An 11,859-nucleotide genomic window follows, 5' to 3' on the forward strand; every position below is an offset into this window, starting at 1 on the left:
GACCTCTTAAAAATGAGAAAACCGCCGTATTGGCGGTCATGGAATTTATAAATTGCTTTAGGTAGTGGTGAGGATCCGAATCGGAATAATGGCAATCCCTTGGTCATCGAGCATGTTTTCCACTGCTTCAAAAACTTCGATAGTGCCTTCGATCCAGCAATGTTCGACCAATCCCCCTAAGGTTTGGTATTCGCAGATATCAGGATGATCAGGCTCAAGCTTGGCACGTACTTGATCAATCATCTGATTCAACTGGACCGACGGCGGTATGGATGGATCTGATTCATGAATATAAACGTACACTTCCGCTTCAAGTTCAACCTTGGCATCCAAGCCTTTCACTGGTGCTTGGGTTTGATTACCCTGGGTCACGAATAAGGCAGGACGCTCTTCAGGTGCTACATTATTGAAGTGCTTTAAACGCCGACTGGTGGTTTTAATCCCCTCGATGCCTAACAAGCGATTAAACAATGCATGGTAAATGGCTTCACTATTCACTGCTTAATCCCCTTTCAATTGCAGCATCAATATTCTTCGGCACGATCTTCGCCACTTCATCCAATGAATCACGCATAAAACGGCGCTCTTGCATATCGACTTTACGCGAATGAGCCTTAATCATGATTTGACGAGGTGTAATCGGCTGACCAAAGACTTTCTTGATTGTACGCAAATGCGCCTTAATGGCCATCGCACCTTTAAGCACAAATTCATGAGCAAAGGCATACGGTACCAAGGCACCACCAGCTCCGACTGTACCCTCGATCCAGTCCTTATCCTCTTCCACCTTGGATGACACGGATCCTCTTAAACGTCCAGACTGCACATTCAGACGCTGACCTGTCAGCATATCTTCCTGAATAGTTCGCTGAAGTTTAAGTGTGAGTGCATTTACCGTGCGCCGTATTTCAGCACGTACACGTTCATTGACCTCGTTAAAATCAACATCAGCATCAACACGGTAATCACTCATACATCACCTACTTTGCAGCAGCAGTTTCTTTTTTAGGTTCTGCTTTGGTTTCAGGTACCGCACGTTTAAAACCATGCGGTGCCAGAATGTGTGCAATATCGGTATCCGACTCAATCACACCTTTTTCAACCTTGTATGTGGTGCCTGCAATTTCAAGCGAAGTCGCTTTAAAGTTTTCAGGCGCTTGATACTTAAATGACATGCCTTGCTCCTAAACAACGAAAGCACCAACACCAATACGATTGGGATTAGTACCATCATTGCCAACTGGAATTGAATTTTTTAATGCCAGGTAACGCTGACCATAAATACTTTGGTTATAAAATGCATCGGTACCAGAACGTGAAAAACTCACGCTCTGACCTGCAATAGTCATACTTGATGCATCTGAAAAGCTGTTACCTGACTTTGATTTATGTGCAACTCTGAGAATATGTGCTGCATATAGACCCACAGCACGTTCTTTCAGATCACCAAATTCAAGCGCCGTTACAACAAGACCAGCTTCTTCTAGTGCATCGGCAATTTCAGCATCAGAAGTATTTAATAATGTTGTGTCGTACTTAAACTTTAATTTAAAAGCTTGTGGGTCCATAGTTCACCTTATTCAGTGGCTTGAGCAAGTTTTTCTTGCAGCTGTTCAAGGGTTTCATCGTCAGCAAAGGTGATTTCAAGATCAGTCAGCGCTTTACGTACGTCATCAATCGTGAGCTCAGCAGGTTTGGATTCATCCTTGCCTTTACCTTCATCAGTTTTACCTGATTGAGCACCTTTACCACGACCTGAAGCAGGTTTTTCAACCGCTTCTGCAACTTCTTCAACAGCAAGCTCACCTGTATCAATCAGGTGCTTGGCAAACTTATTCTTTTGAAGTGCTTTATGGTGATTGGCTTCAACTACTACGGCGATCCCTTTAGGTAAAGTCACCAGGCCTGCAAAAACAAAAGCGGCATTAGAGCCGCTGTATGTATATGAATATTTAGCCATGAGATTTTAATCCTTATGCATGGTCAAGGTAACGAAGTGAATCAACACGCTTCAGCCAAACACCTTGGTATTTGTAGTGGCCTGGCACAAGTACATCCAGGCCTTTCGGTTGCGCCGTCAAGAACTCAACGCTGTTGCCTTTGAACTGGATACATGATGGATCACGGCGATAGATGATCGAACGGTCTGCATTAGCAGTACCTTTGCCGTTACCACGGCCAGAACCACGAATAGTCAATGGCTTACCCTGAGTGGTGAAGATGTTGTTTTCTTCAATGTACTTCAGGAATGTTTTACCGCCTGAGTTTGGTACCACACGTGTTGACAGGTGTGTGTACTGCGCTGATGCCATCAAGTAGGTATCAGGCTCAATAGACGCATCACCGTCAAACAGGTCTGCTGAGTCAGCCAGCGAATTATTGAAGTCAGATAAAACTTCTTCAATGGTCGCTGTAGCCCAATCGTGCTGAGCTGTCACGATGGTAACGCCTGTTTGGTTCAAGAAGCCATTCACCTGTTCAAGCTGTCCACTGGCATTCGCTTTGGTGTAACCGAACCAAGCGACATTTGACATGTGCTTTTCAGCAGCTAAGTTTGCAGCCTGAACTTTATCAGCTTCGATTTGAAGCCCCATTTTTTGTGCAGTTGCCAATTCGATTACTGAATATTGGTAGCCAATCACACCCACTTTCACTGGTAGGCTTACAGTGTCGTATTCAACTTCTGCAAGCGGAATATCATCACCAGTACCAGCATAATCTTCGCCGATACCCACGCCTTTTTTACGAGACAGGATTTCACCACCACCATAAACCGCATTTACATTGGTCACTGGGATGAACTTGGCATAGTCAAGGACCTGTGCAAGCTGTGGTGTAATTTCGTTTTGTTCTTCGATCTTTACGAAGAGCTGTGCCAATGCATCCATGTTGAACGCATCGCCAACTTGTGCCTGAATGGCAGGTGAAATCGGCGTTAAACGCGCTTTCATTTTTGCTAATTTGCTCATGTTTAATTAAGCTCCACGAAGATTAAGAAGGGCTAAACCATCGGCACCTGTCACGGTTTCCCATGCTGCGCCTGGCAATACTGTTCCGTCAGTTGCTGAGCTCGACAAAGAACCCAACGGCGCTGCTGTAGTACCGTTAGCAGTTTTTACATAAACCGCAGCAGTAATGTCAGTGATTGGCGCTGTAGGCTTGACCCAAATTGCACCCTCAAACATCACAGGCAACATATCAGCCGCTTTATAGGCTTCTTTACCAGCCGCCGTTTTGCCTGTCTTACCAACGCCGTGGCGTACCACCACACCAAAACGTGTCGGTGTAGCACCTGACACAGCCGTTACTGATTTGCCGTCAGTCGTGCGGACAACTACGTCACCGTCATTAACTAAAGTCAGACCTGAAAGCGGTAATGACAGTACAACCTCTTTGGCAGTTAAACGGCCACGTTGACCGACCACCGCATTTAATTGCTGAACCATGATTCAAGTTCCCCTTAAATTGTTTTGTATGCAGCAGACTTGTCATAACCCTTATTTGCTTTAGGGTCCTGATTATTGTTTTGCTGTTGTTGCTGTTGATGTAATGCATCACCGACTGCATTGCCTGGTGTGGTCGATTTCACTGCTGACAGTGCACGGAATACCGTGTCGATCTGTTCAGGTTTAGCATCACCGACAGCGACTCCATCAAGTACAGCGGTCACCAATGTGTCACCTGCTTTGGCTGCAATCACATCACGTTTGATTTGCTCACATGAACAGCCTTCAGTTTTGATACCTGGTACCAAGGCAACGGCGTCCGCAACCACTGACGCACGTTCAGCCACGACTTGATCAAGTTTTTCAGGTGTGATTTGGTTTTTTTCAAGATCACCGACTTTTTGCTTCAGTTCGGCATTTTCAGTCTGCAAGGTATCAACCACTGCTTGTACAGCTGGCAATTCATCACCGATGGCAAATTGTTTATCACCGACTTTAAGTTTTGCTGCTTTTAAGTTTTCAAGCTGGTCTTCTTGTTGCTTTACAGCATCAGCTAGCGCTTGATTGTCACCAATCTCAAAGCGAATACCGTTTACTTTAATTTCCATCTTTTTCCCCTTTGGGTTTGGTTTATGGTCACCGACGCGACAATCACCGCCACAGCGACCGTATTTCACCAGCGCCACGTGATTGCCTTTAAAATTGATAAATTTGGCTTGATACGGCGTACCATCTGGCGCCGTGCCTTGTTCAAGGACAAGATCAGCCGCGTAGCCCAATGAGATCTCAACGCGCTCATTGTTTTGGATTAGACCGATACTGTTTTGATCTTTAATGATCAGATCACCGACCAAGAAATCACCCTCTTGGCGCACATTGAAACATTCGCCAATGTGGTATTCCTTCCAGTTGGAAGCATTGATTTCATTCTTAGGTGGGTGATAGTCCGTTGTGTCTACGCCGTCGAAGCCTTTAATGACTTCTGGCTTAAATAAGTCCTCAGCTGCCACATAGACATTGATGACCTGATCTGCCGAATAGCCTTCTAAATTTGGAAATTCATAGGCGTAGTACTGACGGACTTGCGGTGCTTTGGCCAAACGGACGTTGACGCATTTCAGATACCCCTCTTGAGTAAATGAGCGTGTACTTTCGCTTGGTGCAAAGTCGCCAATTTTGAGTTGGTAAATACATTTCATGAATGATGCTCAATAAAAAACCCACCAGATGGTGGGTTTGAAATATCAATTTTTTAAGTTACAACTGCCTAGAAATTTATTTCTTCATGCGTAATTTAGAGTAAATCTATGACCTGTTTCCTTAACGATATAAATAAACCTTTGATTAAACTCATCCATCTCTAAACCGATTGTTGCTATTTCAGTTTTTCTTCTCTGAGGATCAGCTTCTAATATTTGATCAATATTCATACAAATTTCTTTAAATGAATTCTCAAATTTAATTAAAATCCTTTGAACATTTGTAAATGCCTCTACAGGAGAACCATTTGCGACAACTCCTAACCCAGGCGACAAATATTCAGCTCCATCCCTTAATCTAACAGTTGTGTTATAACCTTTTTTTCTTAATATTTTATATTGATCTTCAGTTAAAGATCTTCTAGTTGAATCACTTCTATAATAAGTAAGTAAATGAGGCCAATTTAGATGAATAGTTTCTATGATATCCAAATCACACCAATCACCATGTGAAAAAATTCCAATGATATGTGCTTGTGATTCAGAAAAGTGTATAAATAATAAATCCGACGTTCTAGATACAAATCCATCAGTTTCTACTGTATCCCCTAGATGGAAATGCTGAATTCTCCAATGAGATAACATGTCATCATCATAATCTAGTCTTTTAAGATTTCTACTTTGATATTTATTTAAAGTATTACCTAGTTGTATATCTGAAACTATTTTCTGGTAAGCAGTTAAATGTTCTTCAGGTATAACTAAATTTTGGGGTTCTTTGACTTGTCGAAGTATAGGATTAATAATTCGGTATTTATAACGTTGGTACAAATGCATGGGATTATGTTTTCCAAGCGTAAAAGACCCAAATTCACTAGTTAATTTTTTATAACAATAGTCTTCATAATCACTTACGATATCATTATTAATTTGCATATATCCCCACGCAATGAGCCAACTGAGTTCTTATTCCTAAATACTAAAAGTGTCATAAAATACAAAAGTTAATCAATCCAATTTCTCTAATTTCTAGACAATAATTATCAAGGACAACGGGTGTCCTATTTTCTGTGGGCAATAAAAAAACCCACCGAAGTGGGTTAAATTAGATAAAACAACAAGTGACTTTACTATTGATCTTTAAGCGAATTCATCATTACCGAAGCATCTGCTGCCCAACACTCTAAAGCACAATCTTTATCAAATTTACTTAAACCAATCCCTTCACAACAATTTTTAGTCACTTGTAGAATTTCAATTGAATCCATATTTAACAGCAACTCGATATCGAAGTTTGATTCTTTAAAAACATCAAATAAAGGCTGAAAGTGGGGATCAACCACATCCATAGAAAGATACTTTCCAATCCATTCATTTGCTCTATTTTTTACATCCAACAAAATATCTAGTTTTTGGTGTTGTTGCATCTGTAATCCCCTGCATATCGCAAGATACTTTAAACCAACCTATTAAATCAGTCGATCAAAATATCCTCATAATTCGGCAACGCCGTGCATCGGCATTTGATCTTCTGCCCAGGATGCCCACCCTTAGGCGGTGTATCCCATCGAAAGGTTTTACCATGATGGCTTCGGCATAACGGACGAACCTTTTCATCCTTTGATGTTAAATAATCGTAAGTCGTTACACCTAAAGACGTCTGACGCTTCTTATTGATAGCGCCGTTGATCTTACCCATCTGATCGGCTGCAATCAGTCGTGCACGATTGTCTGTGCTATGACCGAGTTTTTTTATTTCCTGAGCCAGTTCCTGATTAGTTTGCCCTGTCTGCAAGGCATTCATCACCAATGCTTCAAGCTTATCTGTATATTGACTTGGAATAGACTTAATCAGCGAAACGTTTGCAGCAATCTGAGTATCAATTTCATCCTGAATATCAGCACCACGGAAAAACGGCGTAAGGTCCACACCAAGAATGGTTTTGGTATGACTGGCAATCTGCTTATCCACTTCCTTGCTGGTATCCATCACCACCTTAGTGGCCAAAGATACCGACACTTCCATGGTGTACTTGACCATCTTTTCACGTAACGCCGTAAATATATCCGCCACCCAGCTATCGCCAATGTTTTGGCCAACGGTAGGTAAAACCAAATCCTTGGTTTGTTCCTGACAATATTTAGAGATTTCCAAAAGCTGACGTGTATAGAACAGCTCGACACGGCGATTGACTTTGACTGCCTTGGGCTTAGCCTTGCGTCCTTTCTTGCTTTTCTTAATCTGCTGAAGCTGAGGCTTAAGGATCTGTATGATCGTCGTCATTTGGCTTCACCATGGTTTCCAGCAATTTGATGTGTTTTTCATCAATGACTGAATAAACGCCGTCGATATTAAGCTGACGAGCGATCTGCGGTTCAGTGATGATGCCCATATTGAGATACTTCTCATCGCGCTCAGCATTGGCTTTTTCTACTTCCGCACGGACTTTAGCATCCAATTGCCAAAGTGGATTGAATACGACATCCAATTCAGGAAATTGACGTCCGAACGTAGACTGACAGATCACGGCGAGGAACTTCATCAAGATCGGCTTGAGGTCCCATTCCTGCTTAGTGGCAATCGAGTCATAATAATTACGAGTGTCATGCTCACCAGTGGCATTCATACCTGCAGGTGATTGGCCAAACAGAATCGTATAAGGGATATCTGCCGCGCCTGCTGTCTGGACTGAGAATTCACGCATCATGTCAGGCAAGCCGCCGAAACTATACGTTTTTGATTCGTACTTTTCTTCAGCATCAAGGACTAACATACCGTTTAGGCTTTTCATAAGCCCTACAGACATGAAACGTTCCATGACGCCTTTCATATCCTCTCTAATCTTATCGACCAAGTTCGGCGTTTGAATGACATCAATCTTTGATTCATGAATAAGGCTAGCAGATCCACGCTTCACGCTGGCATGATCCAGCAGATCCTCATAGACTTCTTGCAGAATGCTTTGAGGCTCTTCATTCACCACATCAGCATGAGCAATACGAATTAGACGAGTATGGTGAATGCGCTTTTTCGCTTCATTCCCCATTTTCATTTCGTAAAATTCAGGCTGTTTTAGTAATCCACAGCATGCCGACGGCGGCAAATAACTGTTTTTATCCGCCGTAATGTATTTCTTTTTCACGACTGTGAAGAATTCCAAACGACCTTGGCCGAGTTTTGAAATATCTAAAGGTTGGTCTAAGGCAGCGCCGTCAGCCGTTCCAAGCAGGATATACACAACGCCGTAGAGGCGAGAAAGGATCAAGCCTGACAAAAGCACATGCTCTAAGTGAAACGCCTTACACGCTTCCTCAAGGCGTTTTAAATCACCACCTAGAATACCTTCATAGAACCATCCAGCACGAAGCATGTCAGATGCAGGACGATTCACAATACGGCGTGCAAGCCAATTCTGATACACCGCTTCAAGTTGATCATCGTCAATGTCTTTACGGACGAACTTGCCACCTGTGGCTTTGTCACGTTCGGTACCAATATTCGATACCAAGTTTGTATATGCACCAGCATCGCCAATGGCGTTGATTGCCTGTTTTACTGCGTCAGCTACAAGCGTTTTAATTTTACCGCCTGTATCAGACTTCTTATCTTTAGCCATAAATACCTCTAATCAAATACAGTCGGCTTTTTCGCAAGTGAGTCATTAATCGCATCGATGGTAGGGTCCCATTGGTCATCGTGCTCATGTGTGAAGTCGGCTTTAAGACCCTCGATTTCTTCAACATAACTCAATAACCACGGCGCACTCACAGGTAGAACAACACGACGATCTTCAACGTAGAACACCACATCCATAGTACGAGTCAGCTTGTCTGTATCACGCTGAATCGCTTTGATCGGTAATGTGGTTTCACGCGAAATGTTTTGAATCAGCATCGTTCCAGATGCTTTATCCTCGATGGCCATGTATCGAAGCTTGCCGATCTTGGTGTTGCTTTCCTTATGCTTATTGATGAAATCCTTGGCTTCCTTAATCAGCTCAGGGGCTTCCCATTTGCCACGGCGCACGTCGATGATGTACAGGCGATTGTCATAACCAAGCCCTGCACATAAGAACACTGAATAGTCGTTATGCTCTTTGGTTTTTTGCGCCGTATCTGCCCATATCGCACGCCACTTGAGTACTGGTAACTCATGGTACCGATCGAACCATTCAGCCTTAACAAGATCACCACCAAGCTTTTTAGGCTCTTGCTGGTACTGACTGCTGAACGTATAACGCGACACTGTAGCGCCGTCTTTATCCTGACCGCCTTTCTCTAACTGCAGTAATGACTGTAACGACTCTTTCAGTGGCCAATAACTCTGACGTCCTTTCTCATCACGCTCGACATCACGTGGTACCTTACGGCGTATATGCTCAGGCAATGAGTTGATATAGTCATCATCAATCAGTGCTGGTATCGAGATTTGATGCCATTTCCCTGGTACGTTGCCAGTCATCACAAAGTTGGTCGGATCCTCAACGTGTAAACGCTGCATGATCAGAATAATCGGAGTAGATGATTTGGCTTTACGTGAGTTGACTGTGTTCAGAATCTTACGGTTTGCCTTGTTACGTGCCGTCTTACTAAATGCATCTTCAGGCTTGAGTGGATCGTCCAGAATAATCGCACCGGTAAATCCAGCATCTGCCAAAGTACCTGCACGGCGGCCCGTAACTTGACCACCCATTGAAGCGGAATAAACATGCCCCGCTTCATAGCCATCTACGGTCGTTTTCCAACTTGCCTTTGCATCGGTACTGGTCGAGATCTTCACAGGCCATAAGCCCTGAAAATCGACCGATTTCACGATGTTTCGCGCCGTAGATGACACATCCTCTACAAGTGACTGCGAGAATGACAAATATAAGAATCGTGAACGCTGGTTTCGAGCAATACCACGTGCAATCAGATTGGTCAGTAGTTCAGTCTTACCCGAACCCGGTGGAACGTTAATGACTAAATTTTCAATGCGACCAGCAATGACTTCATCAATTGCCCATGCAATATATTCATGGTGCCAATTAACTGAGAACTTAAACCCCATACGAGGCATGAAAAAACGGCGTGTGAAAAACAAATGTTCACGTTCACATTTCTCACGTTCGATCTTTATCTCAAGCGGTCTAGTATTTACTTTCGAGTTCATCTAACACCTGCTTCACTAATTCAGGGCTAGCATCCACGTAGGTAACATTTTCGCTTTGTAATGGTCCACCACCTGCGCCAGTCAATTCTGTTTTATTGGTGTACTTGCCACCGACATCTTCAGCCACCTGTTTAAGAATAGTCAGCTGCAAAATCGGATTGCGTTTGTTCTGTGGGTTATTCAGCAAGTTCTCATAATGACGTAAGCGCACGGCGAGATTCGCCAAAGGCATTTCATCAGTGTTTTTACGGAACTGCTCCCGAGTTTTATAAAATTCGTCAGCGAGTGCTTTACTGAGGTTTTGCCCTGTCCGTTTGGTCGGGTCGTATGCCTCACACTGCTGACGTGAAATAGTGATGCCAAACTCTTGTTGGACAAGCTCAACGGTTTCAGTAGGTGTATTCCACTGCGCTAAGCTACGCACGATAAAGAGTTTGTGCTTTTGATTTAGCGTTGCCATTGCTCTTTATCCGTCCAACTTCGTCCAACTTAATGGACAAAAAAATTTAAACGACCTTCAGGAAGCAAGTACCACACGCATGGTAAATATCGGCTCTTGAAATTTCAGGTCGCTGTTTTGCTGCATCAATCATGGTTTGAACTTCTTCGCTTGCACCATAACGGCGTACCACACCAGTGAATTCCTCCACGTCATGCCCTTTGATCTCAAGCTTTGGTAAGCCTGTTTCACGGTTAAATTGAGGAATACCCCATTCATCACGCTTATGTGCAATATGATAAAGCTCATGCTCAACCAGTGCACAAAAGGCAATGTCATTCGCCACTTGGGCAAATTTGGCATCAACGGTAATGAGGTATTCAGGAACTTGACCGAACCATTGCTCAAATTGTTCCTCTTGGCGTGCTTTCTTCCATCCACCCATATTGATCATGACTTTTTCAGCTTGACCAACGACAAAGCGCCCCTGTTTGATAAATCCGCCATTTGCCCACATCACGGCGATTTGTGGCCAGTAAAATGAGTCCAGGTGAATATGATCAGGGTTAAATACTTCAGAATGTTCATTTAGAAATACAGCTTTAATCCATGCCCATAGTTCTGGTGCTGGCATGAAGTTAGGTGTATCTAAATCGAATATTTCTTTTGGTGGGTATGGTCGAACTAGTATAGCGTGTCCGACTTCATTGCTCATTGCAGTACGTTCCGTAAGTTTCGGATACGCTCCTTAAGCTCAATCATGATTTCATCAATCGCAATCATTTGATGACGCTTAAGACCTGAACGGCTGAGGTTTTGATATTTCGCCAGCTCCGCACAACAGAACTGTAAATCTTGTTTAGCTTGCACACGATCTGTCATATAAGTCCCTACCGCGTTAATACAATATTTCAAACAAAAGAAACCTCACTAACAATTACGTTAGTGAGGTTTAGTGCCGTAATAAGTTCGGCAAGTACTTCAAAAAGGGCTTGCTCTTACCTGCGAGCCCTTTAGGTTGGCATGGTGCAAATACATGCATGCGTTAGAAATTCAAGTTAGATGTTAAACATCCAGGTTTATTGAAAGGAAAACGCAATTCCGTATTTCAACTTGAACACTTCCGTATTGCTTACGGTTACAACCCAAGATCACATTAACACCCCTTTAAACTTGAAAAATAAAGTTAATGTAAGGGGATTTATTTATCGCTTTAACTTGCTAATTCAATGAACGATTAATTATGTTAATAATTTAAATGGCAAAAAAATACCTCCTGAGTGAGGAGGTAAAATTGAAGAACAGGTTAGGTCCTGTGCATAAATAATATTCAATTTCTAAAAGCGTAGCATTAGCAATAAGTTACAATATTATATTAGAAGAATTCATTAACCTGAAGATTTTAATTCAAGTTGTCTATCATCTTGAGTAACCTTAATTTTAATATTTTGATAAGTACGCTTACTAGGATTCATAGCGGATCCCACCACCTCTTCAAAAAACCTTCTATCTTTCATTAACTCTGCATATAGCTTGTAGCCTATCAATATTCTTTCAGGTTTTTTATTATTCGCTAATGTTTCTTTAAAAATATTGTTTAACTGGTTTACATCTACCATAAAT

17 protein-coding genes are annotated in these 11,859 nt (G+C 42.6%); all 17 read right to left on the reverse strand.

Translation table 11 applies throughout. From position 1 onward, the window contains the following. Window positions 1–57: 57 nt before the first annotated feature. Window positions 58–498, reverse strand: a complete 441-nt coding sequence (locus tag FTV17_RS02410) for a hypothetical protein (protein ID WP_179998027.1) — start codon at window positions 496–498, stop codon at window positions 58–60. Continuing rightward, on the reverse strand, window positions 491–973 hold the full coding sequence (locus FTV17_RS02415) for a hypothetical protein (protein WP_179998028.1): 483 nt from the start codon (window positions 971–973) through the stop codon (window positions 491–493). The genes FTV17_RS02410 and FTV17_RS02415 overlap by 8 nt, the downstream gene beginning before the upstream one ends. A 7-nt stretch (window positions 974–980) precedes the next feature. Beyond that, window positions 981–1,175, reverse strand: coding sequence for a hypothetical protein (locus FTV17_RS02420; protein WP_179998029.1), 195 nt, complete (start codon window positions 1,173–1,175; stop codon window positions 981–983). A 9-nt stretch (window positions 1,176–1,184) separates the two neighbouring features. Continuing rightward, entirely contained in the window at window positions 1,185–1,568 is a 384-nt protein-coding gene (locus tag FTV17_RS02425; protein ID WP_179998030.1) for a DUF4054 domain-containing protein, read from the reverse strand. A gap of 8 nt (window positions 1,569–1,576) precedes the next feature. Beyond that, complete coding sequence (locus FTV17_RS02430; protein ID WP_179998031.1) at window positions 1,577–1,960, reverse strand: hypothetical protein; 384 nt, start codon at window positions 1,958–1,960, stop codon at window positions 1,577–1,579. A gap of 13 nt (window positions 1,961–1,973) precedes the next feature. Further along, window positions 1,974–2,969: a DUF2184 domain-containing protein gene (locus FTV17_RS02435; protein WP_179998032.1), complete on the reverse strand. Its 996-nt coding sequence runs from the start codon at window positions 2,967–2,969 to the stop codon at window positions 1,974–1,976. A gap of 6 nt (window positions 2,970–2,975) precedes the next feature. After that, window positions 2,976–3,446 (reverse strand): hypothetical protein, encoded by a 471-nt coding sequence (locus FTV17_RS02440; protein ID WP_034581944.1) that lies wholly within the window; start codon window positions 3,444–3,446, stop codon window positions 2,976–2,978. Window positions 3,447–3,460: 14 nt separating this feature from the next. Beyond that, on the reverse strand, window positions 3,461–4,645 hold the full coding sequence (locus tag FTV17_RS02445; RefSeq protein WP_179998033.1) for a DUF2213 domain-containing protein: 1,185 nt from the start codon (window positions 4,643–4,645) through the stop codon (window positions 3,461–3,463). Between the two features lie 84 nt (window positions 4,646–4,729). Further along, complete coding sequence (locus FTV17_RS02450; protein WP_179998034.1) at window positions 4,730–5,581, reverse strand: hypothetical protein; 852 nt, start codon at window positions 5,579–5,581, stop codon at window positions 4,730–4,732. 194 nt (window positions 5,582–5,775) lie between these two features. Then, window positions 5,776–6,072, reverse strand: coding sequence for a hypothetical protein (locus FTV17_RS02455; RefSeq protein ID WP_179998035.1), 297 nt, complete (start codon window positions 6,070–6,072; stop codon window positions 5,776–5,778). A 47-nt stretch (window positions 6,073–6,119) separates the two neighbouring features. Continuing rightward, on the reverse strand, window positions 6,120–6,929 hold the full coding sequence (locus tag FTV17_RS02460; RefSeq protein WP_179998036.1) for a phage minor head protein: 810 nt from the start codon (window positions 6,927–6,929) through the stop codon (window positions 6,120–6,122). Further along, on the reverse strand, window positions 6,904–8,262 hold the full coding sequence (locus tag FTV17_RS02465; RefSeq protein WP_257219871.1) for a DUF1073 domain-containing protein: 1,359 nt from the start codon (window positions 8,260–8,262) through the stop codon (window positions 6,904–6,906). The genes FTV17_RS02460 and FTV17_RS02465 overlap by 26 nt, the downstream gene beginning before the upstream one ends. A gap of 8 nt (window positions 8,263–8,270) precedes the next feature. Continuing rightward, window positions 8,271–9,797: a phage terminase large subunit gene (gene terL, locus FTV17_RS02470; protein WP_179998037.1), complete on the reverse strand. Its 1,527-nt coding sequence runs from the start codon at window positions 9,795–9,797 to the stop codon at window positions 8,271–8,273. Continuing rightward, window positions 9,775–10,257 carry a DUF2280 domain-containing protein gene (locus FTV17_RS02475; protein WP_168396906.1) on the reverse strand — a complete coding sequence of 161 codons (483 nt, stop codon included), beginning with the start codon at window positions 10,255–10,257 and terminating at the stop codon, window positions 9,775–9,777. Before FTV17_RS02475 ends, terL begins: the two co-directional genes overlap by 23 nt. Window positions 10,258–10,303: 46 nt before the next feature. Next, window positions 10,304–10,951 carry a putative metallopeptidase gene (locus tag FTV17_RS02480; protein ID WP_179998038.1) on the reverse strand — a complete coding sequence of 216 codons (648 nt, stop codon included), beginning with the start codon at window positions 10,949–10,951 and terminating at the stop codon, window positions 10,304–10,306. After that, on the reverse strand, window positions 10,948–11,118 hold the full coding sequence (locus tag FTV17_RS02485) for a hypothetical protein (RefSeq protein ID WP_171319224.1): 171 nt from the start codon (window positions 11,116–11,118) through the stop codon (window positions 10,948–10,950). Before FTV17_RS02485 ends, FTV17_RS02480 begins: the two co-directional genes overlap by 4 nt. 506 nt (window positions 11,119–11,624) lie before the next feature. Continuing rightward, the gene (locus tag FTV17_RS02490) at window positions 11,625–11,855 is read right to left on the reverse strand and encodes a hypothetical protein (protein WP_179998039.1); all 231 of its coding nucleotides are present in this window, start codon (window positions 11,853–11,855) and stop codon (window positions 11,625–11,627) included. Between the last annotated feature and the right edge of the window lie 4 nt (window positions 11,856–11,859).

Source organism: Acinetobacter sp. YH12239 (genome assembly GCF_013417635.1).
Taxonomy (GTDB): Bacteria; Pseudomonadota; Gammaproteobacteria; order Pseudomonadales; family Moraxellaceae; genus Acinetobacter.

Excerpts from the sequence above, each read along its gene's own strand:
- FTV17_RS02415 (WP_179998028.1), bottom strand. The coding sequence starts at position 973 with ATGAGTGATTACCGTGTTGATGCTGATGTTGATTTTAACGAGGTCAAT.
- FTV17_RS02420 (WP_179998029.1), bottom strand. The coding sequence starts at position 1,175 with ATGTCATTTAAGTATCAAGCGCCTGAAAACTTTAAAGCGACTTCGCTT.
- FTV17_RS02425 (WP_179998030.1), bottom strand. The coding sequence starts at position 1,568 with ATGGACCCACAAGCTTTTAAATTAAAGTTTAAGTACGACACAACATTA.
- FTV17_RS02430 (WP_179998031.1), bottom strand. The coding sequence starts at position 1,960 with ATGGCTAAATATTCATATACATACAGCGGCTCTAATGCCGCTTTTGTT.
- FTV17_RS02435 (WP_179998032.1), bottom strand. The coding sequence starts at position 2,969 with ATGAGCAAATTAGCAAAAATGAAAGCGCGTTTAACGCCGATTTCACCT.
- FTV17_RS02440 (WP_034581944.1), bottom strand. The coding sequence starts at position 3,446 with ATGGTTCAGCAATTAAATGCGGTGGTCGGTCAACGTGGCCGTTTAACT.
- FTV17_RS02445 (WP_179998033.1), bottom strand. The coding sequence starts at position 4,645 with ATGAAATGTATTTACCAACTCAAAATTGGCGACTTTGCACCAAGCGAA.
- FTV17_RS02450 (WP_179998034.1), bottom strand. The coding sequence starts at position 5,581 with ATGCAAATTAATAATGATATCGTAAGTGATTATGAAGACTATTGTTAT.
- FTV17_RS02455 (WP_179998035.1), bottom strand. The coding sequence starts at position 6,072 with ATGCAACAACACCAAAAACTAGATATTTTGTTGGATGTAAAAAATAGA.
- FTV17_RS02460 (WP_179998036.1), bottom strand. The coding sequence starts at position 6,929 with ATGACGACGATCATACAGATCCTTAAGCCTCAGCTTCAGCAGATTAAG.
- FTV17_RS02465 (WP_257219871.1), bottom strand. The coding sequence starts at position 8,262 with ATGGCTAAAGATAAGAAGTCTGATACAGGCGGTAAAATTAAAACGCTT.
- terL (WP_179998037.1), bottom strand. The coding sequence starts at position 9,797 with ATGAACTCGAAAGTAAATACTAGACCGCTTGAGATAAAGATCGAACGT.
- FTV17_RS02475 (WP_168396906.1), bottom strand. The coding sequence starts at position 10,257 with ATGGCAACGCTAAATCAAAAGCACAAACTCTTTATCGTGCGTAGCTTA.
- FTV17_RS02480 (WP_179998038.1), bottom strand. The coding sequence starts at position 10,951 with ATGAGCAATGAAGTCGGACACGCTATACTAGTTCGACCATACCCACCA.
- FTV17_RS02485 (WP_171319224.1), bottom strand. The coding sequence starts at position 11,118 with ATGACAGATCGTGTGCAAGCTAAACAAGATTTACAGTTCTGTTGTGCG.
- FTV17_RS02490 (WP_179998039.1), bottom strand. The coding sequence starts at position 11,855 with ATGGTAGATGTAAACCAGTTAAACAATATTTTTAAAGAAACATTAGCG.